The sequence below is a fragment of the Tessaracoccus pujii genome (assembly GCF_054483895.1).
In genome coordinates this window covers 1,749,201-1,773,418 of sequence record NZ_CM137012.1, presented here as the reverse complement: position 1 = coordinate 1,773,418, position 24,218 = coordinate 1,749,201, and the positions used below count along the sequence as shown (strand labels likewise).

At 70.3% G+C, this 24,218-nt stretch carries 23 protein-coding genes; 13 read left to right on the top strand and 10 right to left on the bottom strand.

Annotated features, from left to right (window positions below; translation table 11 throughout):
* Positions 1-1,173 (bottom strand): pyridoxal phosphate-dependent aminotransferase, encoded by a 1,173-nt coding sequence (locus ACX1D0_RS08610; protein WP_459017499.1) that lies wholly within the window; start codon positions 1,171-1,173, stop codon positions 1-3.
* A 106-nt stretch (positions 1,174-1,279) separates the two neighbouring features.
* Between ACX1D0_RS08610 and ACX1D0_RS08605 the strand changes: the two genes are divergently transcribed.
* The 5 genes from ACX1D0_RS08605 to purL all read left to right on the top strand — a co-directional run bounded on the left by ACX1D0_RS08605 (position 1,280) and on the right by purL (position 5,834).
* Positions 1,280-2,188, top strand: a complete 909-nt coding sequence (locus tag ACX1D0_RS08605) for a hypothetical protein (protein WP_459017498.1) — start codon at positions 1,280-1,282, stop codon at positions 2,186-2,188.
* Positions 2,185-2,550: a GntR family transcriptional regulator gene (locus ACX1D0_RS08600; RefSeq protein ID WP_459017497.1), complete on the top strand. Its 366-nt coding sequence runs from the start codon at positions 2,185-2,187 to the stop codon at positions 2,548-2,550. The genes ACX1D0_RS08605 and ACX1D0_RS08600 overlap by 4 nt, the downstream gene beginning before the upstream one ends.
* A 49-nt stretch (positions 2,551-2,599) precedes the next feature.
* Positions 2,600-2,839 carry a phosphoribosylformylglycinamidine synthase subunit PurS gene (gene purS / locus ACX1D0_RS08595; RefSeq protein WP_459017496.1) on the top strand — a complete coding sequence of 80 codons (240 nt, stop codon included), beginning with the start codon at positions 2,600-2,602 and terminating at the stop codon, positions 2,837-2,839.
* Positions 2,839-3,513 (top strand): phosphoribosylformylglycinamidine synthase subunit PurQ, encoded by a 675-nt coding sequence (purQ, locus tag ACX1D0_RS08590; protein WP_459017495.1) that lies wholly within the window; start codon positions 2,839-2,841, stop codon positions 3,511-3,513. The genes purS and purQ overlap by 1 nt, the downstream gene beginning before the upstream one ends.
* 65 nt (positions 3,514-3,578) lie before the next feature.
* Complete coding sequence (purL, locus tag ACX1D0_RS08585) at positions 3,579-5,834, top strand: phosphoribosylformylglycinamidine synthase subunit PurL (protein ID WP_459017494.1); 2,256 nt, start codon at positions 3,579-3,581, stop codon at positions 5,832-5,834.
* On the opposite strand, the gene ACX1D0_RS08580 is transcribed toward purL, so the two are convergent.
* Positions 5,770-6,249 (bottom strand): hypothetical protein, encoded by a 480-nt coding sequence (locus ACX1D0_RS08580; RefSeq protein WP_459017493.1) that lies wholly within the window; start codon positions 6,247-6,249, stop codon positions 5,770-5,772. The two genes, purL and ACX1D0_RS08580, sit on opposite strands and share 65 nt — an antisense overlap.
* Before the next feature lie 177 nt (positions 6,250-6,426).
* Between ACX1D0_RS08580 and ACX1D0_RS08575 the strand changes: the two genes are divergently transcribed.
* The 3 genes from ACX1D0_RS08575 (at position 6,427) to ACX1D0_RS08565 (ending at position 9,691) form a co-directional block, all read left to right on the top strand.
* A complete protein-coding gene (locus tag ACX1D0_RS08575; protein WP_459017492.1) occupies positions 6,427-7,278 on the top strand; it encodes a DUF559 domain-containing protein in 852 nt (283 codons plus the stop codon).
* A gap of 86 nt (positions 7,279-7,364) precedes the next feature.
* Positions 7,365-8,687, top strand: coding sequence for a dipeptidase (locus tag ACX1D0_RS08570; protein WP_459017491.1), 1,323 nt, complete (start codon positions 7,365-7,367; stop codon positions 8,685-8,687).
* A complete protein-coding gene (locus tag ACX1D0_RS08565; RefSeq protein ID WP_459017490.1) occupies positions 8,684-9,691 on the top strand; it encodes a glycoside hydrolase family 76 protein in 1,008 nt (335 codons plus the stop codon). The genes ACX1D0_RS08570 and ACX1D0_RS08565 overlap by 4 nt, the downstream gene beginning before the upstream one ends.
* Before the next feature lie 2 nt (positions 9,692-9,693).
* Here ACX1D0_RS08565 and ACX1D0_RS08560 read toward each other — a convergent pair whose 3' ends face one another.
* Positions 9,694-10,128 carry an NUDIX domain-containing protein gene (locus ACX1D0_RS08560; protein WP_459017489.1) on the bottom strand — a complete coding sequence of 145 codons (435 nt, stop codon included), beginning with the start codon at positions 10,126-10,128 and terminating at the stop codon, positions 9,694-9,696.
* 48 nt (positions 10,129-10,176) lie between these two features.
* Between ACX1D0_RS08560 and ACX1D0_RS08555 the strand changes: the two genes are divergently transcribed.
* Entirely contained in the window at positions 10,177-11,655 is a 1,479-nt protein-coding gene (locus ACX1D0_RS08555) for an aspartate ammonia-lyase (RefSeq protein ID WP_459017488.1), read from the top strand.
* A 7-nt stretch (positions 11,656-11,662) separates the two neighbouring features.
* On the opposite strand, the gene ACX1D0_RS08550 is transcribed toward ACX1D0_RS08555, so the two are convergent.
* The 4 genes from ACX1D0_RS08550 to ACX1D0_RS08535 form a co-directional block, all read right to left on the bottom strand.
* The gene (locus ACX1D0_RS08550; protein ID WP_459017487.1) at positions 11,663-12,529 is read right to left on the bottom strand and encodes an enoyl-CoA hydratase-related protein; all 867 of its coding nucleotides are present in this window, start codon (positions 12,527-12,529) and stop codon (positions 11,663-11,665) included.
* Positions 12,526-13,440 (bottom strand): NAD(P)H-dependent flavin oxidoreductase, encoded by a 915-nt coding sequence (locus ACX1D0_RS08545; RefSeq protein ID WP_459017486.1) that lies wholly within the window; start codon positions 13,438-13,440, stop codon positions 12,526-12,528. Before ACX1D0_RS08545 ends, ACX1D0_RS08550 begins: the two co-directional genes overlap by 4 nt.
* A 100-nt stretch (positions 13,441-13,540) precedes the next feature.
* A complete protein-coding gene (locus ACX1D0_RS08540; RefSeq protein ID WP_459017485.1) occupies positions 13,541-14,689 on the bottom strand; it encodes a cytochrome P450 in 1,149 nt (382 codons plus the stop codon).
* 39 nt (positions 14,690-14,728) lie between these two features.
* Entirely contained in the window at positions 14,729-14,983 is a 255-nt protein-coding gene (locus tag ACX1D0_RS08535) for an HPr family phosphocarrier protein (RefSeq protein ID WP_459017484.1), read from the bottom strand.
* A 134-nt stretch (positions 14,984-15,117) separates the two neighbouring features.
* On the opposite strand from ACX1D0_RS08535, the gene ptsP reads away from it, so the two are divergent.
* Positions 15,118-16,788 (top strand): phosphoenolpyruvate--protein phosphotransferase, encoded by a 1,671-nt coding sequence (gene ptsP / locus ACX1D0_RS08530; protein WP_459017483.1) that lies wholly within the window; start codon positions 15,118-15,120, stop codon positions 16,786-16,788.
* Here ptsP and ACX1D0_RS08525 read toward each other — a convergent pair.
* Both ACX1D0_RS08525 and ACX1D0_RS08520 read right to left on the bottom strand, forming a co-directional pair.
* Positions 16,775-18,394, bottom strand: coding sequence for a glycoside hydrolase family 13 protein (locus tag ACX1D0_RS08525; protein WP_459017482.1), 1,620 nt, complete (start codon positions 18,392-18,394; stop codon positions 16,775-16,777). The genes ptsP and ACX1D0_RS08525 overlap by 14 nt on opposite strands.
* The gene (locus ACX1D0_RS08520) at positions 18,384-19,382 is read right to left on the bottom strand and encodes a LacI family DNA-binding transcriptional regulator (RefSeq protein ID WP_459017481.1); all 999 of its coding nucleotides are present in this window, start codon (positions 19,380-19,382) and stop codon (positions 18,384-18,386) included. Before ACX1D0_RS08520 ends, ACX1D0_RS08525 begins: the two co-directional genes overlap by 11 nt.
* Positions 19,383-19,669: 287 nt before the next feature.
* On the opposite strand from ACX1D0_RS08520, the gene ACX1D0_RS08515 reads away from it, so the two are divergent.
* The 3 genes from ACX1D0_RS08515 (at position 19,670) to ACX1D0_RS08505 (ending at position 23,490) form a co-directional block, all read left to right on the top strand.
* Positions 19,670-20,932, top strand: a complete 1,263-nt coding sequence (locus ACX1D0_RS08515) for a sugar ABC transporter substrate-binding protein (RefSeq protein ID WP_459017480.1) — start codon at positions 19,670-19,672, stop codon at positions 20,930-20,932.
* A 96-nt stretch (positions 20,933-21,028) separates the two neighbouring features.
* The gene (locus tag ACX1D0_RS08510; protein ID WP_459017479.1) at positions 21,029-22,603 is read left to right on the top strand and encodes an ABC transporter permease subunit; all 1,575 of its coding nucleotides are present in this window, start codon (positions 21,029-21,031) and stop codon (positions 22,601-22,603) included.
* Positions 22,603-23,490: a sugar ABC transporter permease gene (locus ACX1D0_RS08505; protein ID WP_459017478.1), complete on the top strand. Its 888-nt coding sequence runs from the start codon at positions 22,603-22,605 to the stop codon at positions 23,488-23,490. Before ACX1D0_RS08510 ends, ACX1D0_RS08505 begins: the two co-directional genes overlap by 1 nt.
* 47 nt (positions 23,491-23,537) lie before the next feature.
* Here the strand turns inward: ACX1D0_RS08505 and ACX1D0_RS08500 are convergent, their stop codons facing one another.
* Entirely contained in the window at positions 23,538-24,191 is a 654-nt protein-coding gene (locus ACX1D0_RS08500) for a helix-turn-helix transcriptional regulator (protein ID WP_459017477.1), read from the bottom strand.
* Between the last annotated feature and the right edge of the window lie 27 nt (positions 24,192-24,218).

Sequence of the window (24,218 nt, the reverse complement as noted above, 5' to 3'; positions counted from 1 at the left end):
TCAGCCCTGGAACGCGACGATCCGCTCGACGGCCTCGGCGATCGCCGCTCTCCCGGCCGCGAAGCTGATCCGCACCGTCCGGCCGCCGAGGCGGGCGTCGAAGTCGCGCCCCGGCGTCACCGCGACACCGGTGGCCTCCAGCAGTGCCGACGCGTACGCCGCCGAGGTGCCCCACCGGTCCAGCTGGGGACCCAGGTCGGCGTAGTAGTAGAACGCGCCGTCGGCCGGCGCCGCGACACCCCACGCCAGGCGTCCGGCGTTGTCCAGCAGCACCGCGCGGGCGGCGGCGAAGTCGGCCACGGCCGCGTCGCACTCGGCGTAGGAGGCGTCGTCGAACGCCCGAAGTGCCGCGTGCTGCGCGGGGGCGGGTGGGCACAGGGCGAGGTTCCCGGCCAACGCGTCGACGGCGCCCACCAGGTCCTCCGGCAGCACCAGCCAGCCGAGCCGCCAGCCCGTCATGCCCCAGTACTTGCTGAACGACGACACCACGACGGCCTCGCTGCCGAGTTCGAGGGCGGAGGTCCCCCGGTCGCCCCCCACGGGGTACGTGACGCCGTGATAGATCTCATCGCTGATCAGCCGCACGCCGTGCGCGTCACACCACTCAACGAGCGCGGCCAGCTCGTCGCGGCTCACCATGGTCCCGGTCGGGTTGGCCGGGGAGGCGAGGATCAGCCCGGCCAGGGGCCCCTCCCGGTGCGCGGCGGACAGCAGGTCGACGGTGGGCTGGAACCTGACCTCGGGGCCACAGTCGATGTCCACCACCTCGCATCCCAACGACTTCAGGATGTTGCGGTAGGCGGGGTACCCGGGGCGAGCGAGCGCCACCTGGTCGCCGGCCTCGAAGGCGGCCAGGAACGCGAGCAGGAATCCGCCGGAGGAGCCGGTGGTGAGCGCGACGCGATCCGGGGAGAGGTGCACCCCGTACCACCGTCGATAGTGCGCGGCCAGCGCCTCGCGCAGCGGCCGGACCCCGAGCGCCGGGGTGTAGCCGAAGGGTCGGCCCTCGGCATGCAGCCGGGCCGCCTCGGCGTTGACGGCCGACGGCGCACCGCCGGCGGGTTCTCCGGCGCAGAGTGAGATGACGTCTCGCCCGGCGGCGCGCAGCGTCGCGACGCGGTCCAGCACGGTCATCACCTCGAACGGTGGGACGGCGGAGCGCGACGACGGCATGGCGCTCAGGGTAGCCCGCGGGCTCCGATCGTGTTGTGTCAAGATGTTGACACAAGGTCCGCCGGACGCTAGTTTTGTGTCACCTACATGATACAAGGAGGGCGCCGTGGCCGCCTCAGGACTCTTCTCGCTGGTACTGCTGCCGCTGGCCGTCCTGGTGGCGCTCGCCGCCGCTCTGCTCCTGGGACGCAGGCGGGCCCGTTCGCTCGCGTTCGACGAGGCGGTCTACCCCGGACTGAGGTCACTGCGTCGTGCGACCATCGGGTGGCGGGTGATCGGGTTGGTCGTCGGCGCGGCGGTGGCGGTGGCCGCCGTGTCGTTCGGGCACCTGCGCCCCTACACCTTCGCTGCGCCGCTGCTGGCCGCTACCGCCGTCGTGAGCGCCATCGTCGTCGGCCAGCGCAGCGTCTACAAGGCGGCGCGCGTCCGGGGCAGCGCCGGGGTCGAACACCGGCGCTTGCGCGACTACCTCCCGGCGGCCCTGAGCAGGTGGGTGGCCTGCCTGCTGGCGCTCCTCCTCACCGCGGCTCTCTTTTCGACACTGGCGGCCTCGCCCGATGACATGGGCCGCGCCGGGCGTGCCGTGGCGGCCTGGTGGACCCAGGGCGACGGCGGAGCCGAGGGCGTCTTCGGCTCGCTGCGGAGCCCGTACCCGGGCAGCTACTACACCATCTGGGTGAGCATCGCGCTCGTGCTGCTGCTGGTGGCGGCGGGCATCGGCCTCGTCATGACGGTGCGGCGTCCGCGCAACGGCGCTGACGCGGAACTCGTGCGGGTCGACGACGCCCTGCGCCGGATCACCGCGGAGGGGATCGTCGCCGGCCTCGGCGTCGGCGTCAGCGGCGCGGCGTTCGCCATCCTGCTCGTCGGGGGCATGGACCTGGTGCAGCTCGCGCCAGTCCCCACCGTCACCGCAGCCGGGGTGGTAAGCCTCCTCGGAGCCTTCGTGGCGCTCGCGGGTCTCCTCGGCGCCGGCGTCATCCTCCTCGTGCCGCGCGACGGCGGTGCCCGATGACCGTCTCGCTGCGCGTGGACTCCGCCGATCCCACGCCACCGTATGAGCAGATGCGGAGACAACTCGCCGGGCTCATCCGCACCGGCACCCTGGCCTCGGGGACGAGGCTGCCGACGGTCAGGCAGCTGGCCCAAGACCTCGGCCTGGCTCCAGGGACCGTGATGCGGACGTATCGGGAGCTCGAGGCGGACGGGCTGGTGGCGAGCCGGCGGGTCCAGGGCACCGTGGTGACCGGGGCGGTCGGGGCCATGGACCAGAGGTTGGCGGTGCTCGCGGCGAGGTTCGTCGAGGAGGCGGGGCGCCTCGGCGCCGGACACGCCGAGATCCGCGCCGCCGTCGACGTGGCACTGTCGCGGGGCTGACGCTGTCCGGCGTCGTCGCGCGCGGACGCCGTGGGCTAGGATCCGTGCCATGCCACGCGTCGTCGTCAACGTCATGCCGAAGCCCGAGATCCTGGATCCGCAGGGGAAGGCCGTCACCGGCGCCCTCAGGCGGCTGGGCTTCGACGGCCTCACCGTCCGTCAGGGCAAGAGGTTCGAGATCGAGGTCGACGGCGAGGTCACGCCCGAGGTGCTCGCGCAGATCGGCGAGGCGGCGGAGAAGCTGCTGGCCAACACGGTCATCGAGTCGTTCGACGTGGTGGCCGGCTGATGCCTCGCATCGGCGTCGTCACGTTCCCAGGGTCGCTGGACGACCACGATGCGCTCCGCGCCGTCCGGCTGACGGGGAGCGAGGCCGTGCCGTTGTGGCATGGGTCGGACTCCATCGACGGCGTGGACGCCATCATCCTGCCCGGCGGCTTCTCCTACGGCGACTACCTGCGTTGCGGCGCCATCGCGCGGTTCAGCCCCGTGATGAGCACGGTCATCGACGCGGCCAACCAGGGCATGCCGGTCCTCGGGATCTGCAACGGCTTCCAGCTCCTCTGCGAGGCGCACCTCCTGGAGGGCGCGATGATCCGCAACGTGGGCCAGCACTTCATCTGCCGCGACGTGCGCCTGCGCGTCGAGACCATCGACACCACGTGGACATGCGCCTTCGACAAGGGCGACGAGATCACGATCGCGCTGAAGAACGGCGAGGGCAACTACCAGGCTTCGCCCGAGACGCTGCGCAAGCTGGAGGACAACGACCAGGTGGTCTTCCGCTACCTGGACAACCCCAACGGCTCGGCCAACGACATCGCGGGCATCACCAACGAGCGGGGCAACGTGGTCGGCCTCATGCCGCACCCTGAGCACAACGTCGAGGAGCTGACCAGCCCGACTCTCGACGGCCGCCCGTTCTTCGAGTCCGTGCTGCAGTTCCTCTCCGTCCGAGTCTGAGGGCCACCGGTCCGCGAACGTCGGCGCGTTGCCCACGCGCAGGCGTGCGACGGTAGATTGACCCCGTGGCAGACACGGTTGAACATGCAGTCCAGACCCCCGACGTCGAGCAGCCGTACGCGGCGCTGGGCGTGAAGGACGACGAGTACGCGGAGATCCGCCGGATCCTGGGCAGGCGGCCCACGTCGGCCGAGCTGGCCATGTACTCGGTCATGTGGTCCGAGCACTGCTCCTACAAGTCCTCCAAGGTGCACCTGCGCAGGTTCGGCGAGCTCAGCCAGGAGACCCCCCGCGGTCCGCTGCTGGCCGGCATCGGCGACAACGCGGGCGTCGTCGACATCGGCCACGGTTACGCGGTCACGTTCAAGGCCGAGTCGCACAACCACCCGTCCTTCGTGGAGCCCTACCAGGGCGCGGCCACCGGCGTGGGCGGCATCGTGCGCGACATCCTGGCCATGGGCGCCCGGCCCATCGGCGTGATGGACTCGCTTCGTTTCGGCCCGCTCGACGAGGACGACACCCGTCGCGTCCTGCCGGGCGTCGTCGCCGGCGTCGGCGGCTACGGCAACTGCCTCGGCCTGCCCAACATCGGCGGTGAGGTGCAGTTCCACGAGAGCTACCTCGGCAACCCGCTGGTCAACGCGCTGTGCGTCGGGGTGCTGCGGCACGAGGACCTCCACTTCGCCAAGGCCACCGGCGTCGGCAACCAGGTGATCCTCTTCGGCGCGTCCACCGGCGGTGACGGCATCGGCGGCGCCTCCATCCTCGCCTCCGAGACCTTCGACGAGACCGGCCCCGCCAAGCGGCCCAGCGTCCAGGTGGGTGACCCGTTCATGGAGAAGCTGCTCATCGAGTGCACGCTCGAGCTGTTCCAGGCGGACATCATCAACGGACTGCAGGACTTCGGCGCCGCCGGCATCTCCTGCGCCACCTCCGAGCTGGCCTCGGCGGGCGACGGCGGCATGTTCGTCAACCTGGACCTCGTGCCCCTCCGCGACCCCACCCTCGCGCCGGAGGAGATCCTCATGAGCGAGTCCCAGGAGCGGATGATGGCGGTGGTCGAACCCGCCCACGTCGCACAGTTCATGGAGATCTGCGCCAAGTGGGACGTGCAGGCCACCGTCGTCGGTGAGGTCATCGAGGGCGACAGGCTGATCATCCAGTGGCACGGCGAGACGATCGTCGACGTGGATCCGAAGACGGTCGCGCACGAGGGGCCGGTCTACGAGCGTCCCTACCACCGGCCCGAGTGGCTCGACGAGGTCAACGCCAACCGTGCCGAGGACCTTCCGCGGGACAACTCGCCTGAGGGTCTGAAGGCCGCGCTGGTCACGGTGCTCGGCCACGGCAACATCGCGGACAAGACGTGGGTCACCGAGCAGTACGACCGCTACGTCCGCGGCAATTCCGTCCTCGCCCAGCCGGAGGATTCCGGCATGCTCCGCATCGACGAGGAGACGGGGCTCGGCATCGCGCTCGCGCTGGACGCCAACTCGCGGTTCACCTACCTCAACCCTTACCTCGGGGCACAACTGTCGCTGGCCGAGTCCTACCGCAATGTCGCCGTGACCGGCGCAGAGCCCGTGGCCATCACCGACTGCCTCAACTTCGGCTCCCCGGAGGACCCCGAGGTCATGTGGCAGTTCGCGGAAGCCGTGCTGGGCCTCGTCGACGGGTGCCGCGAGCTCGGCGTGCCCGTGACCGGCGGCAACGTGTCCCTGTACAACCAGACCGCCACCACCCCCATCCTGCCCACGCCCACCGTCGGCGTCCTCGGAGTCATCGACGACGTGGCCACCAGGCTGCGCTCCGGCTTCACCCACTCGGGCGACGCCATCGTGCTGCTCGGCGAGACCAGGGAGGAATTGTCGGGTTCGATCTGGGCCTCCGCCGTGCACGACGGACACCTGGGCGGCATGCCGCCCGCGGTGGCGCTCGGCGCCGAGAAAGCGCTGGCCGGCGTGATGGGTGAGGCGGCCCGGCGAGGGCTGTTGTCGTCGGCGCACGACCTGAGCGAGGGGGGCCTGGGTGTCGCGCTGGCCGAATCGGCCTTCCGTAACGGGCTCGGCTTCGCCGTGACGTTGCCCGACGGCGATCCGACCGTCGCGCTGTTCGCCGAGTCGTCGGCCAGGGCTGTGGTGTCGCTGCCGGGCTCGAGTGTCGCGGAGTTCGAGGCGCTGTGCGCGGAGCGGGGCGTGCCGTCGTCGCGCCTGGGCGAGGTCACGGGCGAGCCGGAACTGGAATTCGTCGACCAGTTCACCGTGGGTCTGGCTGAGGCGGAATCCGTATGGACGGCGCCGATCCCAGCCGCGATGGCCTAGGAGCCAGCTGCCTGGCCAGCCCGTCGGCGAACTTCCAGGCGCGGTCGAGGTCCGCGAGGGTCGCGGTGGGGTGCTTGTCGGAGCCGTACTCGGTGGCGATGCGCACCGTGCGTAACCATTCGAACCCGTCGGCGTCGAAATGGGGGAGGAGGATGGCGGCGGCCTGACCGGTCGCGGTGTGGCTGCCCGCGCTCCGGGCGCGGAAGCCGTGGTCCAGGAGTGTGGCGGTGAGCTGCTTGCGGATGGCGTCGTAGGCGAGCGAGAAGGCACCGGCCGGGTCGGTCTGGCCGATCAGCCGCGAGCTGGCCAGGTGCGCGGCGGACTGCTCCCGGAGCAGTGCCACCTGCTCGGGGTCAGGGGGCACCGTCTCGATCCGGCGTTCCCGGATCAGGTCGGCGAGGTCCTGGCGCACCATGCATCCACACTATCTCTCGCCTGCGAGGTCGGAGTGCGGCTGACGTTCCTCCAGGCGCGCCTTCGGTGTCTTCGGGGCCGCGGATGGCCGCCTGGAGGAACGATGTCCGCATGGGTGCTTGTCCACAGCGGAAGAGTCGGCCGGGAGGCACGGGCTGCGGCTGACGAACAAGCCTGAGTGAGGCATGAACTGCAGGAGATCATCAACAACGATGCGATCATCCGTAGAGAGTTGTACCCAGCGCTCGGTGACGCCATCGATCGGGCGCACAAGCGCGGCGACATCACAAGGGTTCTCCCAGGGGTGTTCACGTCGCCGGAGCAGGCCGCCACCTTTGAGATCCGCACCGCAGCCATCGCCGCGGTCGATCCGAACCTCACGTTCGTGAGGGACACCGCGGCGCGGCTCAGCTGGTGGCCTGAGTTGACCGTGGAGAAGGTTCAGGTGGCCTCGACGAGGCGTCGGCCGGCACAGGGCTATGCCTTTGAAGCCAGAAAGATCCCTGCTGATCTCCGGCAATGGAACGGTGAGGTGTTCATCAGCACCCCGGAACACAGCGTCCTGGAACTGACGGACACCATGGGCGGCGCAGTGATCGACGAGGCCCTCAGACGCGAAGCCGTTACTCTCGCGTCACTCTGGGAGGCTCTCGCCGCCATGCCGGCGAGAGCGGGCAACGCAGCACGCGCACGGCTCCTCCACGAGTCCCGGGATGAGCCCTGGTCCGAGCTTGAGCGCGACGCGCACGTGCGTCTGCGGAAGGCACGGATCACGGGGTGGAAGGCGAACCTGGAAGTGATGATCGAGTCGGAGCGATTCTTCATCGACGTCGCGCTCCCCGGGCACCGGTTGGCCCTCGAGTTCGACGGCTGGCAGTTCCACAAGGATCACGAGGCGTTCGTCCACGACCGCAGGCGCGACGTCCTCCTCACGCTCGCCGGCTGGACAGTCCTGCGTTTCACGGCTGCGACGATGGACGACATGGTCGACCGCGTCCGTGAGGCACTGAAACGGCCGCCGTGCGGCTAGCGTTCCTCCAGGCTGGCCGTCGGGGTGCTAAGGGGCGCGAGGGCCAGCCTGGAGGAACAGATTCCGCACCTCAGTAGGGTGGAGGCATGAGCCTCACCGATCGCGTCACCGACGTCCTGCCCGCCGTCCTCACCGACCTCAAGCGACTCATCGCCATCCCATCGGTCTCCTCGATGCCCGAGCACGACGACAACATCCTCGCCGCCGCCGATGCCGTCGCCACTCTCATCCGCGACACCGGGTGCCCGGACGTGCGCATCCTCCACGCCGGGGGGAAGCCTGCCGTGTTCGGCCACTTCCCGGCGCCCGAGGGCGCCCCCACCGTACTGCTCTACGCGCACTACGACGTACAGCCCACCGGGGACGACGCGGCGTGGACGTCGGACCCGTTCTCGCCCATCGAGCGCGACGGCCGGCTCTACGCCCGCGGATCAGCCGACGACAAGGGCGGGATCGCCGTGCACCTCGCTGCGCTCCGCGCCTTCGACGGTCGGCCTCCGGTGGGGGTCACGCTGTTCATCGAGGGTGAGGAGGAGATCGGGTCGCCGTCGATGGGTGCGCTCCTCGACAACCACGTCGATGATCTTGCCGCGGACGTCTTCATCATCGCGGACTCGGTCAACTGGAAGGTCGGCGAACCCTCCTTCACCACCACCCTGCGCGGCATGGTCGACGCCGAGGTCACGGTGTCCACGCTGGCCACAGGGCTGCATTCGGGCCAGTTCGGCGGTGTCGTGCCCGACGCGCTCACCGCGTTGTGCCGCCTTCTCGCCACCCTCCATGACGAGCGCGGCAACGTGGCCGTCGCCGGGCTGACCAGCGACCCGGACCCAGCCGTCGACTACGACAACGACCGGCTGCGCGAGGAGACCGGGATTCTCGACGGCGTGCAGTGGATCGGGGACGGCCCGGCCTCGGCCCGCATGTGGACCAGGCCCGCGGCTTCAGTGCTGGCCATCGATGCCACGCCTGTCAAGGACGCGTCCAACACCCTCATCCCCACCGCGCGCGCCAAGGTGAGCGTCCGCCTCGCCCCCGGCCAGGACGCCGACGAGGCCCAGGCCGCCCTCCGTGCCCACCTGCTCGCCAACGCGCCGTGGGGCGCTCGCGTCGTCGTGGAGCATGGGCAGAACGGCTCCGGGAGTGTCATCTCCCTCGACGACGACCGCGCCCGCGCCGCGCTGGGCTCATTCACCGAGGCTTTCGGCGTGGCCCCCGTGGAGATCGGGGTCGGCGGCTCCATCCCCATCGTCGCCGAGTTCGCGAACCGGAACCCCGGCGCGCTGGTGCTGGTCACGGCCGTGACGGACCCGATGTCGCGGATGCACGGCATCGACGAGTCGCTGGACCTGGCCGACTTCGCCAAGGCCGCGCTGGCCGAGACCCTGTTCCTGCAGCGCCTGGCGTGACGGCGGATCGCGCCGACGAGGCAGCCCGCTCCGTCCTCGCCCTCTTCGGAGGGCGCTGGGCGGGCGTCCCGTTCACGTACCTCGCCGCCACCGCACGCCCGGGCCGATCCAGCGGGCCGTGGCACTACTGGTGGCAGGCTCACCTCCTCGACTGCCTCGTCGACGCCCGGCGCCGAGGCTCGTCAATGGTGGACGAGCGCCTCATCGGCAGCCAGATCCGGGGCATCCGGCTGCGGAACGGGGGGCGCCTCCGCAACCGCTACTTCGACGACATGGCCTGGCTTGCGCTCGCCGCCCAGCGTGCGGGCCGCCCCGCACGGGGCCTGGACCGGGTACTCCGCTCGGCCATCACCGACGACTGGGGCGGTGGCGCGTTCTGGAGCCTGGACCGCGACGTCAAGAACACGGCCGCCACCGGTCCCATCGCCCTGTATCTCGCCAGGACCGGTCATCTCGACGAGGCGTCCCGCCTGTTGGACTGGCTCCACGAACACCTCGCGGACCCGGCCTCCGGGCTGTTCCGCGACGGTCTTCGACTCGCCGGCCCTCACCCCCGGGAGCGCGTCGACCTGGTGCCGCACGTGTTCACGTACAACCAGGGCCCGGTCCTGGGCCTCATGCTGGCGCTCGGTCGACTTGATGAGGCCGTCCGCCACGTCGACGCGGTGGCCGCCCACCTCACGCATCCCGGGATCCGGCTCCTCCGCACCCACGGCGCCGGCGACGGGGGACTGTTCACCGGCATCCTGACCCGCTACCTGGCGCTCGCCGCCCGCGACACCCGCCTTCCGCAGCACACCCGTTCGACGGCGTCGCTCCTGACCTCGGACTTCGGGGGCGCGCTCTGGGCCGGACGAGGCACCCGCGGCTGGCGCGGCGGCGACGTCACAGTCTTTCCGCAGGACACCTCGCCGACGGAGACCGCGGTGGTCGGCCACACCGTCGAACTCGCCGCCCAGCTGCAGGCGTGGATGGCGCTGGAGGCCGCCGCCACCCTGCGATGAACTCAGCCCACCGACTCCACCCAGAAGCGGCCCTCCAGCAGGTGGGCCGCGATCGCGGCGGGGAGCCAGGGCAGGATGTCGGGGGGCAGGGCCTGCGGCGCGAACCAGCCCAGTTCGGAGGTCGCCTCACCCGGCGCGAGGTCGCCGCGCCAGTCGGAGGTCTCGAAGAAGAAGTTGACCCCCCTGGCGCGGCCTGACGGGTAGGGGAGGTCGAACCGCTGGATCCCGATGTGTCGCAGCGTCGACGGATCGAGCAGCGCCCCCACCTCCTCGGAGGCCTCGCGCGCGGCGGCGGCGGCGGCCGGCTCGCCGTCGCCGACGTGCCCACCGGGCAGGTTCCACAGGCCGTTCCCGCGGTCAGTGCCGTCGCGTCGTGCCAGCAACACCCGCCCCGCGGGGTCGCGCAGTGCGACCCAGGCGATCAGTTCGAAACCCATACGGCCATCTAACCGCCCGGTAGCGTGAGCCGGAAAGAAGGAGGCAGGGTGCGGATCGAGCGCGACTCACTTGGGGAGATGGAGATCCCCGACGACGCCTACTGGGGAATCAACACGGCACGGGCCGTCCACAACTTCCGGATCAGCCGCCGCGAGATCAGCGTCTATCCGGATCTCCTGGTCGCCTACGCGCAGGTGAAGCAGGCAGCCGCCCGCGCCAACCGCGACATCGGGGTCCTCGACGGCAACCTCGCCCAGCTGATCGACCGGGCCGCCCAGGACATCATCGAGGGGCGCCTCCATGACCAGTTCGTCGTGGGTGTCATCCAGGGCGGTGCCGGTACGTCGACGAACATGAACGTCAACGAGGTCATCGCCAACCGGGCTTTGCAGCTCGCCGGCCGGCCCTTCGGCGACTATGCCTTCCTCTCGCCGAACGATCACGTCAACCGCTCGCAGTCGACCAACGACACCTATCCGAGCGCCGTCAAGCTGAGCCTGGTGGTCGCGCTGACCAAGCTGGCCGATGAGTTGCGGCTACTCAGGCACTCGTTCGCGGTCAAGGGCAGGGAGTTTCGCGAAGTGCTGAAGGTGGGCCGCACTCAGTTGCAGGATGCGGTGCCGATGACGCTCGGGCAGGAGTTCCGCGGGTTCTCCACCACTCTCGGCGAGGACATCGACCGGATCGAGGACGTGCGCCCCCTGCTCATGGAGCTCAACCTCGGTGCCACGGCCATCGGCACCGGCATCACCGCCCCTCCGGGCTACGGGGCGGCCGTGATCGGGCACCTCCGCGAGATCACCGGCTTCGAGGACCTCGTGCTGGCCGACGACCTCATCGAGGCCACCAGCGACACCGGCGTCTTCATGTCCACCTCCTCGGTGATGAAGCGCTCGGCGATGAAGCTGTCGAAGATCTGCAACGATCTCCGCCTGTTGAGCTCCGGCCCTCAGGCCGGGTTCGCCGAGATCGTGCTGCCGCCGGTGCAGGCGGGCAGCTCGATCATGCCCGGAAAGGTGAATCCGGTGATCCCGGAGGCCGTGAACCAGGTGGCGTTCGTCATCGCGGGATCCGACGTGACGGTGGCGATGGCCTCCGAGGCCGGCCAGCTTCAGCTCAACGCGTTCGAACCGGTGATGGCGCACGTCCTGCTCCAGAACTCGACGTGGCTGCGGCGTGCGGTCCGGACGCTGCGCACCAACTGTGTCGACGGCATCACCGCCAACGCGGAGCGCACGCGCCTGCAGGTCGACCAGTCGGTGGGGGTGGTCACGGCCCTCATGCCTCTCCTCGGCTACGCGCACGCGTCGCGGCTGGCCAAGGAGGCGCTGAAGGGTGGGCGATCTATCCGCGACCTCGTGCTGGCCGAGGGCCTGCTCAGCGCCGAGTCCCTGGACAACCTGCTGGAGCCGGGCGCGCTGTCGGGCGGGGTCTTCGACACCGGGCCCATCCCGGCGATGACGCCTGAGCTCATCGCCGCACTCGAGCGCCACCTCGACGACGCGGACCGCCACGACGACGCCTGAGGCCGCCTCAGGTGGGGAAGACGTGGTCGAACGCCTCCGGGGCGGGCTGGCTGAACCGCGGCGCACGCTTGGCCAGGAACGCGAGCCCACCCTCCCGGCCGTCGCCGTGGGCCGAGTGTCGCAGCGCGAGCGACTCCGCCAGGTGGGCGTCGACCACGCTCGCTCCTGCCAGGTGCCTGAACACCAGCTGCCGGGTCATCGCGACCGCGTGCGCGGAGCGGCCAAGCGTCATCCGGTCAGCGACGGCGCGGGCCGCTGAGAGGAGTTCACCGGGCTCGTGCACGGCGTCGACCAGCCCGATCTCCAGCGCCCGCCCGGCGGTGATGATGTCACCGCTGTAGAGCAGGTCCAGGGCCCTGGACTGCCCGACGATGCGGGGCAGGAACCAGGTCGAGCAGGCCTCAGGCGTGATGCCCAGCCGGGCGAACACGAACCCCATCCGGGCCTCCGTCGAAGCGAGGCGGGCATCCATCGGCAGCGTCATGGTGGACCCGATGCCCACGCCGGGGCCGTTGATGGCTGCGATCACCGGCTTGCGGCACTCCAGGATGGCCAGCGTGAGCTTTCCTCCCGGCTCGAGGGCGCCGTCGACCACCTCGCGCTCCGTCCAGCGGTCGCGAAGCTCGGCAGGACTGAGATCCATGCGCGGATCGAATCCGAACACGTTGTCGCCCTCGCTCAGCTCCATCCCGGCGCAGAACGCGCGGCCCGAGCCGGTGACGATGATCGCGCGGACGGCGTCGTCGCGGTCCGCATCCCGCAGGGCGTCGACGAATTCGCGGCCCATGTCCAGGGTGAACGCGTTGAGCTTCTCGGGGCGGTTGAGGGTGAGGGTGGCCACGCCGTCGTCGCGGGTCAGCAGCACGGTGCTCATCGATGGTCTCCTTGCAGGCGGGCCAGGGTGCTCCGGTAGTCCGCGTCCAGGCGGTCGACGAGTTCGGCGACGGTGGGCACGTCCGTGATGCCGGCCACGCCGTGTCCGGCGGACCACACGTCTCGCCAGGCCTTGACGTCCTCAGACGCTGCGGGCGGCCCCTCGGGGTCCACGCCGGCGGCGGCCAGGCTGGGGGCGAGGAAGTTGGCGGGAATGCCGCTCACGGCCGGGGTGTACACGACGTCGGCGGCCTCCGCGGACACCACCATCGCCCGGTAGTCGTCCGGCGCGAGGGATTCCCGGGTGGCCAGGAACCGCGTGCCCAGGTAGGCCAGGTCCGCGCCAAGAGCCCGCGCGGCGACGACGTCGGCACCGCTGCTCAGGCTCCCCGCCAGCAGGATCACGCCGTCGAACCAGGGCCGCACAGAGGCGAGGAGCGCGAAGGGATTGAGCGCTCCCGCATGCCCTCCGGCGCCGGCTGCCACCAGCACCAGCCCATCGACGTCCGCAGAAGCGGCCTTGCGCGCGTGCCGCAGCGTGGTCACATCATGGAACACCAGGCCGCCGTACGAGTGCACCGCGTCCACCACCTCGGGTACCGCCCCGAGCGACGTGATCACCACCGGCACCCGGTGCTCGACGACGACAGCCAGGTCCGCGTCGAGGCGCGTGTTGGTGGGGTGCACGATGAGGTTCACGCCGAACGGGGCGTCCGGCGGAGTGAGGGCCCGTTCGATCTCCTCGAGCCAGCCCTCGAAGGCCTCGGTCGAGCGGCGGTTCAGCGCAGGAAAAGTGCCGAGCACCCCGGCTTTGCAGCACGCGACGACGAGCTCCGGCCCGGAGACCAGAAACATCGGAGCCGCCACCACGGGCAGCCTCAGCCGCCCGGCCAGCTGTTCCGGCAATGCCATCGCGCCTCCTCCGTCGCCCGCTGCCGCGGCGGCTCCCGGTCCGGGACGCCCCGCTCGACGGGTCGCGACTCAACCTATCGTCGGTACCGCGCTGTGACCGCTAGTTGAGGACAACGGGCACGTGGGCCCACCCGCCGACCGGGGTCACCTCGCGCTCGGCCGGGGCGCCCGGCGCCCACTCGATCCAGGTGGTGGCCGCCAATGCCTCCTGGACCCCGATCCGCAGCTCCACAGTGGCCAGGGGCCTGCCAGGGCACATGTGCGGGCCGGTGCCGTAGACCAGATTGCGCGGCGCGTTGCCCTCTGGGTTGAAGTGGTCCGGATCACCGAAGACGGCCCGGTCCCGGTTGGCGGAGGTCCAGTGCAGTTTCACGACGGCGCCCGCGGGGATCTCCGCGCCGCCGATGGTGACCGGGCAGGTGGTGCGACGCCGGTTGGAGGTGAACGGGTCGTCGATGCGCAGGATCTCGTCGACGATGGCGTCGATCTCCTCGTCGCTGACGCCCGAGCGCAGACGGTGCTGCAGGTCCGGGTGGTCCGCCAGGAACGCGAAGACCACCCCGACGCACAACGCGATCGAGCCGAGGTCGCCCCCGGTCCAGTTCCGCAGGACGGAGACCAGTTCCTCGTCCGTGAACGGCCGGCCCGCCATCTCGTCGCGCAGGAGGGCGGTGGTGATGTCGTCCGGGGCGTCGTCGCCGAGGCGCCGGCGCGGGGCGAGGACCGAGCCGATGATCGCGTCGAACTCCGCCGCCACCTCCGCGGTCCGGGACCGGTCTCCCGACCGGGTGGCCGCATGGTTGGCCGCCATCCAGTCCAGCAGGTGGTCTTCGAGTGAGGCCGGCCACCCCAGCCATGCGCTCTGTGCGCGGACTGCGAACGGGAAGCCGATGTCGCGCACCGCGTCCACCGTGACCCCGCGGGGGAGTGCGGCGTACAGGCCGCGCGCCACCTCGCGGAACGCCGGCTCGTGTGGTGCCAGGGCGCCGGGCTCGACGTAGCGGTCCAAGGTCTCGCGGGCGGCGCGGTGGGCGTCGCCGTCGAGCCCGTTGGGGACGTGAACATGGGCCGAGACGGCGCTGGAGAACGTCACGGGATCGGTGGCCGCCGCCACCACATCCGCGTGCCGCAGAAGCACCCACTCGCCGCGCACGTTGCGCACGACGGGGTGATCCGGGCGCAGCTGATCGGTGTACTCGCGCAGGTCGCGGCCAGCCGGGTCCACGTCGTCCGGGACATGATCAGTCATCACTGAGCTCCTGTGACTCGCGCTGACGCTCCACCTGGGTCAGGCGTCGAGGTCCTGCTCCACCATGGCGGCGATCCGGTCCACTGCCTCGGCGTTCTCGGACTCCACCGTGACGACGGCGCCCTTCTCGGCGCCCAGCGTCATGATCAGCAGGGAGGAGGCGGCGTCCACCGTGGCGCCGTCGAGGGAAATGGTGATGTCGTCGTCGTATTCGCCGGCAGCGGCGGCGATGAGAGCTGCCGGGCGGGCATGGAGTCCCACCACGGACCCGACGGTCACGGTCTTGCTGGCCATCTGAGGCTCCTTTCGTCACCGCCGCACCGTTGCGGGCGGAACACGGGCAAGCATAGCCAAGGCCGAGGTCCTTCCCAGCCGCGGGTCGCGGTGAGTAGGTTGGGCGGCGACGGGCACTCAGGGGATGGAGCGGCATGGCTGATGTGGTGAGCGGGACGGGTGTGGTGGAAGGCGTCGTCGTGGCGCCCGTGGTGTGGCTCCGGTCGTCGGTCCCGATTCCCGAGGCCGACGGTGCCCTGGACGAGTCCGAGCGACCCGCCGAGGTGGACCGGCTCAAGGCGGCGGTGGAGGCCGTGGCGGCCGGCTACGAGTCCCGCGCCGAGCGCGCCACCGGTGATGTTGCCCAGGTCCTCGTCACGACGGCGGCCCTCGCCCGCGACCGTGGCTGGACGCGCCCGGCCGTCAAGTACGTGGGGGCGGGTCTCGGGGCGCCCCAGGCCGCCGCAAAGGCCCTGGGTGAGTTCGTGGCGGCGCTCACCGCGCTCGGGGGGCTGATGGCCGAGCGCGCCACGGACCTGCGCGACATCCGCGACCGCGTCGCCGCCCACCTCCTCGGTCTCCGGGAGCCGGGCTTACCCCGCCCGGACCGCCCGTCGATCCTCCTGGCCGAGGACCTCGCTCCGGCCGACACCGCAGACCTGGACCCCGAGCGCATCGTCGGCCTGGTCATCCGGCTGGGGGGTCCCACCAGCCATACCGCGATCATCGCCCGCCAGCGTTCCCTGCCGTGCGTGGTGGCGGCCGCGGATCTCGCCAGCATCGCCGACGGCGAGACGGTGCTGCTCGACGGCGCCGCCGGCACCGTGTCTCGGGGCGTGGATCCGGCCGAGGCCATGGCGCGCGTGGCTGCCGACGCCGAGCGCCGCCGCCTCGTCTCCGGCTGGTCCGGCCCCGGCCGGACGGCCGACGGCGTGCCCGTCGAACTGCTCGCCAACGTCGCCGACGGGAACGCGGCGCAGGCCGCGGCCGCAGGTCCCGCCCAGGGCGTCGGCCTCTACCGCACCGAGCTCGGCTTCCTCAGCGCCCAGCACGAGCCCGGCGTCGAGGAGCAGGCGGCCACCTACGCGGCCGTGCTCGACGCCTTCGGCGGGCGCAAGGTGGTGGTGCGCACCCTGGACGCGGGCACCGACAAGCCCGTGCCGTTCGCGACGATGCCCGACGAGCCCAATCCCGCCCTCGGCGTGCGCGGCAACCGGCTCTCCCTGAACCAGCCCGGGCTGGTCTCGCGACAGCTCGACGCCATCGCCCGCGCCGCGCAGGGACGCTCCGTGCCACCGTGGGTGATGGCGCCGATGATCGCCACGGTCGACGAGGCCGCCGAGTTCGCGCGCGCGTGCCGCGAGCGTGGCCTGAAGGCCGGGATCATGGTCGAGGTGCCGGCCGTCGCTCTGCTGGCCGACGCCTTCCTCGCGACGGTGGACTTCGTCTCCATCGGCACCAACGACCTCACGCAGTACGTGATGGCCGCGGACCGGCTCGCGCCGGAGCTCGCGCACCTCACCGACCCCTGGCAGCCGGCCGTGCTGAGGCTGATCCAGCTGACCTGCGACGCGGGACGGCGCGCCCACAAGCCGGTGGGCGTCTGCGGCGAGGCGGCGGCGGACCCGCTGCTCGCCTGCGTCCTGGTGGGTCTGGGTGCCACGTCGCTGTCGATGGCTGCCTCGGCCGTGGCCTCCGTCGGCATCGCGCTGAGTCGCGTCACGGCGGAACAGTGCGCCGCCGCGGGGGCGGCCGCCGTGTCCGCGCACACCGCTGCGGCCGCGAAGTCCGCCGCAGCCGCCGCCCTGGACCTCACACCCGGGTGAGCCACACCGTCGCGTCGGTGGGCAGCACGTGCCCCCGGAGGGGCACGCTCGCCAGCAGCACCTCGAAGCCCTCCGGCAGCGCCACGGGGGCACCCAGCACGTTGGTCATGACACGCACCTCGCCGTTGTCGAACGCGACGAGCGACTCACCGGCGTCGACCCAGGTCAACTCGCCGCGGCCGAGCTGCAGGTCCTTGCGGGCCGCGATCGCCGCGCGGTAGAGGCCCAGCGTGCTCCCGCGGGCGACCACCTGCTGGTCCGCGGCCAGGCTCTGGTACGACTCCGGGTGGGGTAGCCAGCTCCTGCCGGTGGGGGAGAAGCCGAGGCCCTGCTCGGAGGCCACCCACGGCATGGGAATCCGGCACCCGTCGCGGCCGGGCCGGGTGAACTCCGAGCGGAACCAGGTGGGGTCCTGGCGGAGTTCGTCGGGGAGCGTGGTGTGGTCCGGAAGACCGAGTTCCTCGCCCTGGTACAGGTAGGCCGACCCTGGCAGCGCCAGCATCATCAGCGTGGCGGCCCTGGCCCGGCGGAGCCCGACGGTGTTGTCGGGCTGCTCGTCGTCAGCCCCGAGGCCCTCATGGCTGGAGCCCGGTGAGGCCAGGCCGAGGCGGCTGACGTGACGCAGCACGTCGTGGTTGCTCAGCACCCAGGTGGTCGGTGCTCCGACGGCCTCGTCGGCCGCCATGGTGGCGGTGATGACCTGGCGGTAGGACGCGGCGTCCCACGGGCTCTCCAGGAACTGGAAGTTGAACGCGGTGTGCATCTCGTCCGGGCGCAGGTACAGCGCCAGGCGCTGGGGATCGGCCACCCAGGCCTCGGCCACGAGGGAGCGCTCGCCGTCGTAGGCGTCCAGCACCGTGCGCCACCTGCGGTAGACCTCGTGGACCCCGTCCTGGTCCCACATGGGGCCCGCCTGGCCGTCGAGCATGATCTGGTCCTCGTCGAAGTCCGGGAGCCCCTCGGCCTTGACCAGTCCGTGCGCCACGTCCACGCGGAAGCCGTCGACGCCGCGGTCCAGCCAGAAGCGCAGCACGCCGTCGAACGCGGCACGGACCCGTTCCTGGGACCAGTCGAGGTCCGGCTGCTTCACGTCGAAGAGGTGGAGGTACCACTGCTCCGGCGTGCCGTCCGGCGCGGTGAGACGGCTCCAGCCGGCGCCGCCGAAGACGGACTTCCAGTTGTTCGGCGGCAGCTCGCCGCCCTCGCCGCGACCGTCGAGGAAGTGGTACATCTCCCTTTCCGGGGAGCCGGGTCCGGCCGCGACCGCGGCCTGGAACCAGCGGTGTTCGTCGGACGTGTGGTTCGGCACCAGGTCGACGACGACGCGCAGGCCGGCCGCGTGCGCCGCCTCGATGAGCTCGTCCGCGTCCGCGAGAGTGCCGAACATCGGGTCGATCTCCTCGTAGTCGGCCACGTCGTAGCCGGCATCGGCCATGGGTGACCTGTAGAAGGGGGACAGCCAGATGGCGTCAACGCCCAGCCGCGCCAGGTATGGGATCTTGCCGATGACGCCGGGGAGGTCGCCGTAGCCGTCCCCGTCCGAATCGGCGAAGGAGCGCGGGTAGATCTGGTAAATGACGGCGTCGCGCCACCATTCAGCGGTCATGAAGTGGTCCTGTCGACTGGCGGATGATGAGGTCGGGATGGAACAGCATCTCGGTGGGATCGGTCGGGAGCCCCCGGATGGCGGTGAGGAGCGATGCGACGGCGGCCTGGGTCATGGCGGCCACGGGCTGGCGCACGGTGGTGAGGGCGGGGCTGGTGAAGGCCATGAGGGGCGAGTCGTCGTAGCCGACGACGGAGACATCACCGGGCACGTCCAGGCCTCGGGATCGGGCCTCGCGCACGGCCCCGAGCGCCATGACGTCGGACCCGCAGACGATGGCCGTGTGGCCGGAGTCGAAGAGTCGTGACGCGGCCGCCTGCCCGCCCTCGACGGTGAACAGGGTCGACACGGTCGAGGAGGCGGCGAAGCCCAGCCCCAGGAAGGCGGTCATTTTACGGCGGCTGGGGAGGTAGCGCTGCTGACCCACGGCCAGCCCGATCCGCGTGTGGCCGTAGGACCGCAGATGGGCCACCGACATCGCCACTGCTTCGGCGTCGGAGCACGAGAAGAAGGAGGCGTCGACGGTGGGGTTGTAGCCGTTGATGAACACGGCGGGCACGCCGGCGTCGATGAGCCGCTGGTAGTGATCGGACGAGGCCTCGGTGTCCGCAGGGGTGCCGGAGACGGAGATGATCCCGGCGATCTCGACGCCGAGCAGCGCGTCGAGGTACTGGTCCTCGCTGGTGCCACCAGGGCCGGCGGTGCACAGGATCATGTGGCGCCCGGCGGCGGTGAGGATGAGCGCCAACTCGTTGGCGAACGAGGCGAACGATGGGTTGGCCAGCTCCGGCACCATGACGGCGATCAGCCCCTCGCCTGTGCTGGATTCCGGCTCCAAGGGGTAGCCCAGGGACTCGAGGGTGGCCAGCACCGACATCCGTGTGGCCTCCGCCACCCCGGGCTTGCCGTTGAGCACGCGGGAGACGGTGGCGGTGGACACGCCGGCGGCGACGGCCAGATCCGCGAGCTTGGCTCGTGCCGGGATCATCGGCCCTCCTCTCCGTCGAGTTTCCAGTGACGCACGTCGTCGCAGGCTAGTGTGCAAGAAATCGCGCCACTTTGCAACGGGTTTGCAGAATCGTTGCACACTCGCGAGGGCGGCGGGGCAGGCGCCTATACGCGGAGATGGTGGTCCCTGGGCGACCGTCGTCGGCGGATCGGGAATGTTATAGAAGTGTTATTGCAAAGAGTTTGCAAGCTTTGCAGAACAGGTTACGATTCACATCAGATCGGGTCGGCACCGAAGCGGCCCGGGATAACGAAGGAGTTACACACATGCGCAAGAGCCTTCTCGCCGCCGCTGCGGCCGGGCTTTCTCTGACGCTGGTCGCCTGTGGCGGCGGCACGTCGAGCACCACCTCCCCTTCCGCTACGGATGCTGCCTCCAGCGCCGCGAGCAGCGCTCCGGCCGAGAGTTCCGCCCCCGCGGCCGCCGGCACCCTGACCGTCTGGGTCGACGAGACCCGCATCGACGCGTTCAAGTCCCTGGGCGAGTCCTTCCTGGCCGCCTCGGGCGTGACGCTCGACGTGGTCCAGAAGCCCACCGCGGACGTCAAGACCGACTTCATCGCCCAGGCGCCCACGGGTGAGGGCCCCGACCTCATCGTCGGCGCGCACGACTGGACCGGTGACCTCGTCAAGAACGGTGTCGTCGCCCCCGTTGAGCTCGGTGACCAGGTCTCGGGCTTCAACGAGGTGGCCACCCGCGGCTTCACCCTGGAGGGGCAGCTGTACGGCGTCCCCTACGCCATCGAGAACATCGCCCTCGTCCGCAACAACGCCATGGTGCAGGACACCCCGGCCACGTTCGACGAGCTGATCGCCCAGGGCAAGGATGCTGAGGGCGCCGAGTTCCCCATCGTCATCCAGCAGGGGCCCGGCGGCGACGCGTACCACCTCTACCCGCTGCAGACGTCCTTCGGTGCGCCGGTGTTCAAGACAGACGCCAACGGCGACTACACCGCTGAGCTCGGGATGGGCGGGGAAGAGGGCCTGGCGTTCGCCGAGTACCTCAAGAAGCTCGCGGCGGAGAAGGTCGTCTCCTCCTCGCTCGACGGTGAGACCGCCAAGCAGGCCTTCATCGACGGCAAGACCCCCTACATCATCACCGGGCCCTGGTGGACCGGAGACTTCGTGGGCGCGGGCATGGACATCTCCGTGCTGCCCGTCCCGTCGGCCGGCGGCCAGCCCTCCGCGCCGTTCGTCGGCGTGCAGGGCGTGTTCCTGTCGTCGAAGTCCGAGAACACCCTGCTCGCCTCGCAGTTCCTGGACTACATGGCCAGCAAGGAGGCCCAGGACGCCATGTTCGAGCTCGGCGGCCGCATGCCGGCCCTGACGGAGTCGGCTGACGCCGTCGCCGACGAGATCCTGGCTGGCTTCGGTGAGGCAGGCAAGGACGGCCAGCCCATGCCCGCCATCCCCGAGATGGGTGCTGTCTGGGAGTTCTGGGGCGGCGCTGAGGTGAGCATCATCACCGGCAACGCGGAGCCCGCCGCGGCGTGGAACGCCATGGTCGAGAACATCGAAGCCAAGTTCTGATCACCTGACCCGTAGGTCACCATCCTCCGGGGGTCGGGCAGCTGAGGCCGCCCGACCCCCGGTCCATACTCGCAGCGAAGCGAAGGTTGAACTCCCTTGAGCAACTCCACGACACCGCGGTCGCCGAGGCTCTCCCATGCGCGGGACCTCTCGCGCCCGGGCTTCTACGTGAAGCTCGTCCTCATGATGCTGGTCAACGCGTTTGGCCTCTACGGCATCATGGCCAGCTATGGCCAGCAGGAGTGGGGCGTCCTCGTCTTCCTCGTCCTCACTCTCATCGTCGTCGACTACGTGTACTTCTCGAAGCGTGCGATCCCGGCCAAGTACCTCGTGCCGGGCCTGATCTTCCTGATCGTGTTCCAGGTCTACGTCATGGTGAACACGGCCTACGTGGCCTTCACCAACTACGGTGACGGGCACAACGACACCAAGCAGCCCGCCATCACCCAGATCATGAAGACCTCGGACCGTCGGGTCGAGGGCACGCCCACCTATCCGGTCACGGTGTACGACCGTGACGGCCAGATCGGCTTCGCCATCGTCGACGGCGAGCAGGCCAAGGTCGGCGACGCCGAGTCCCCGCTGGCCGACGCCCCGGACGCCGTCGTCGACGGTGGCAGGGTGACGGAGGTCCCAGGCGCGACGGTCCTCCCGCTCGCCGAGATCCAGCTGCGCCAGGACGAGGTCCTCGGCCTGAGGGTCAGCGTCTCCGACAACCCCGACGACGGGTGGCTCCGCACTGACAACGCGGCCATGGCCTACGTCGCCAAGTCGCTCCTCGCCTACGACGAAGCCGCCGACACGTTCACCGACGCTGAGGGGAAGGTGTACACGGCCGACGACAGTGTGGGTCAGTTCGTGGCCGACGACGGCCGCACCCTGACCCCCGGATGGCGGGTGGTCGTGGGGTTCGAGAACTTCTCGCGCATGTTCACCGATTCCCGGCTGGCCGGCCCGTTCCTGTCCTCCATGGCGTGGACGTTCGCCTTCGCCATCCTGTCGGTCCTCACCACGTTCGCGTTCGGACTGCTCCTCGCGGTGGTGTTCAACGACCCGCGCGTCAAGGGCCGCACGCTCTATCGAGCCCTGTTCATCCTCCCGTACGCCTTCCCCGGGTTCCTCGCGGCTCTGGTGTGGCGCGGTCTCCTCAACCAGGAGTTCGGGTTCATCAATCAGGTCCTCCTGGGCGGGGCCAGCATCCCGTGGTTCACGGACGGCAACCTCGCCAAACTGGCCATCCTGGGCGTCAACCTGTGGCTCGGATTCCCGTACATGTTCCTGGTCACCACCGGGGCGCTGCAGTCCATTCCCCAGGAACTCACCGAGGCCGGGATCATGGACGGCGCGGGACCGTTGCGCCGGTTCTGGGGCATCACGCTGCCCCTGCTGCTGGTCTCGGTGGCGCCGCTGCTCATCGCGAGCTTCGCGTTCAACTTCAACAACTTCTCGCTGATCTACATGCTCACGGGCGGCGGACCCAACTACTCCGGGGCTCCGGTGCCCGTCGGCGAGACCGACATTCTCATCTCGATGGTCTACGCCATCGCGTTCGAGGGCGGCAACCGGCAGTACGGCCTGGCCAGCGCCATGTCGATCGTCATCTTCCTGGTGGTCGGCTTCATCTCCTGGCTGGGATTCAGGCAGACCCGCAAGCTTGAGGAGATCATGTGATGGCCAGGAAACTCGCCAACGGCGACAACGATGTGCGTCTCCATGGGGGCAGGTGGTGGGCCCAGGTGGGGTGGAAGCATGTCTTCGGGATCCTCGTGATCGCCTACTGCACCTTCCCGCTGCTGTACGTGTTGTCGGCCTCGCTCAACACCAACGGCACGCTCACCGGCTCGCTGCGGCTGTTCACCAGCATCACCGGCGAGCACTACGCCGAGCTGATGACCACGGACTACCCGCGATGGGCGCTCCAGTCGTTCTACGTCAGCAGCGTCACCGCGGTCGGCACCGTCCTGATGGGGGCCGCCGCTGCCTACGCCTTCAGCCGGTTCAGGTTCAAGGGACGGCGCGGTGGGCTCACCGCGCTGCTCATCATCCAGATGTTCCCGCAGATGCTGGCGTTCGTCGCCATCTTCCTGCTGGCGCTCACCCTGGGTGAGATCTTCCCGTTCCTCGGCGTCGGGTCCCACCTCCAACTGATCGCCATCTACCTCGGTGGCGCGTTGGGGGCCAACACGTTCCTCATGTACGGATTCTTCAACACCATCCCCATGGAACTCGACGAGGCCGCCAAGATCGACGGCGCCACGCACGCCCAGATTTTCTGGGGAATCATCATGCGGCTCGTCACACCCATCCTCGCGGTGGTGGGGCTGCTGAGCTTCGTCGGGTCCTACGGCGAATTCATCTTGGCAAAGATCGTGTTGGCCAGGCCCGAGAACTACACCCTGGCCGTCGGTCTGTACGTGTGGGGCTCGGACGAGCGCAACGCGCCCTGGTCGCTGTTCGCGGCGGGCGCGGTGCTGGCGGCCATCCCGATCATCGTGCTGTTCATGTACCTGCAGCGCTACATCGTGGCCGGCCTCACCGCCGGCGGCGTCAAGGGCTGACGAGACCCCAGACCGATCCACGCCGGTCGGCGGGCTCCGAGAGGGGCTCAGCCCTCCGGCGTGGTCCCGTGTGCGGGGGGTCCGTGCAGCGCGAGGTGACACACGCGGGGGCCCACCTCGATCCGATCCGCCACCAGGTCGCTCCCGGTGGCGCCGAGGTAGCCGTCGACGAAGCCCTGATGGATGGCGCAGACGACGGGCAGCTCGCGCAGGCCCACCTCCGCGCGGAACGGGCACCGGGTGAAGGTGAGGTGGCCCCCCGTCGCGGAGGTGCTGAAGCCGCGCTCGGCCAGGTGCAGGACGAGTCCGGCGATGGGATCCTGCGGGACTCCCTCCGGCCCGGTCATCGACCGTCCCCAGCCCCGTCCGGCCTCCTCCGCCAACCGGGAACCGTCCGGCAGCGTGGTGACGAAGTTCTGGATGAGGACCTCCGCCAGCTCCATCAGGTGGGAGTTGGTCACGTTGGGGGAATCGCTGGTGGCGGCGAACAGCAGCGGCGGGCGCCCGGTGTGGCCGAGTGGGGCCGCGGCGCTGACGGCGTAGCCGGCGTCCCGGAGCCCCTCAAGATGGAAGCGCGCCGAGTTGCGGTGCAGCCCGAGCTCGTCGGCCACCTCCGCCACCGCCATGGGGCCCGGCGCGGACTGCAGCAGGGCGAGGACCCGGGTCCGGGTCGGCCCAAGTCCGTGCGGGTCTCTGCTCATCGATCCAGTTTCGCATGCGCGCCGAGG

Coding starts and splice junctions, on each gene's coding strand:
- ACX1D0_RS08610 (WP_459017499.1), bottom strand. CDS start 1,173: ATGCCGTCGTCGCGCTCCGCCGTCCCACCGTTCGAGGTGATGACCGTG.
- ACX1D0_RS08600 (WP_459017497.1), top strand. CDS start 2,185: ATGACCGTCTCGCTGCGCGTGGACTCCGCCGATCCCACGCCACCGTAT.
- purS (WP_459017496.1), top strand. CDS start 2,600: ATGCCACGCGTCGTCGTCAACGTCATGCCGAAGCCCGAGATCCTGGAT.
- purQ (WP_459017495.1), top strand. CDS start 2,839: ATGCCTCGCATCGGCGTCGTCACGTTCCCAGGGTCGCTGGACGACCAC.
- ACX1D0_RS08580 (WP_459017493.1), bottom strand. CDS start 6,249: ATGGTGCGCCAGGACCTCGCCGACCTGATCCGGGAACGCCGGATCGAG.
- ACX1D0_RS08570 (WP_459017491.1), top strand. CDS start 7,365: ATGAGCCTCACCGATCGCGTCACCGACGTCCTGCCCGCCGTCCTCACC.
- ACX1D0_RS08560 (WP_459017489.1), bottom strand. CDS start 10,128: ATGGGTTTCGAACTGATCGCCTGGGTCGCACTGCGCGACCCCGCGGGG.
- ACX1D0_RS08550 (WP_459017487.1), bottom strand. CDS start 12,529: ATGAGCACCGTGCTGCTGACCCGCGACGACGGCGTGGCCACCCTCACC.
- ACX1D0_RS08545 (WP_459017486.1), bottom strand. CDS start 13,440: ATGGCATTGCCGGAACAGCTGGCCGGGCGGCTGAGGCTGCCCGTGGTG.
- ACX1D0_RS08540 (WP_459017485.1), bottom strand. CDS start 14,689: ATGACTGATCATGTCCCGGACGACGTGGACCCGGCTGGCCGCGACCTG.
- ACX1D0_RS08535 (WP_459017484.1), bottom strand. CDS start 14,983: ATGGCCAGCAAGACCGTGACCGTCGGGTCCGTGGTGGGACTCCATGCC.
- ptsP (WP_459017483.1), top strand. CDS start 15,118: ATGGCTGATGTGGTGAGCGGGACGGGTGTGGTGGAAGGCGTCGTCGTG.
- ACX1D0_RS08525 (WP_459017482.1), bottom strand. CDS start 18,394: ATGACCGCTGAATGGTGGCGCGACGCCGTCATTTACCAGATCTACCCG.
- ACX1D0_RS08520 (WP_459017481.1), bottom strand. CDS start 19,382: ATGATCCCGGCACGAGCCAAGCTCGCGGATCTGGCCGTCGCCGCCGGC.
- ACX1D0_RS08515 (WP_459017480.1), top strand. CDS start 19,670: ATGCGCAAGAGCCTTCTCGCCGCCGCTGCGGCCGGGCTTTCTCTGACG.
- ACX1D0_RS08505 (WP_459017478.1), top strand. CDS start 22,603: ATGGCCAGGAAACTCGCCAACGGCGACAACGATGTGCGTCTCCATGGG.
- ACX1D0_RS08500 (WP_459017477.1), bottom strand. CDS start 24,191: ATGAGCAGAGACCCGCACGGACTTGGGCCGACCCGGACCCGGGTCCTC.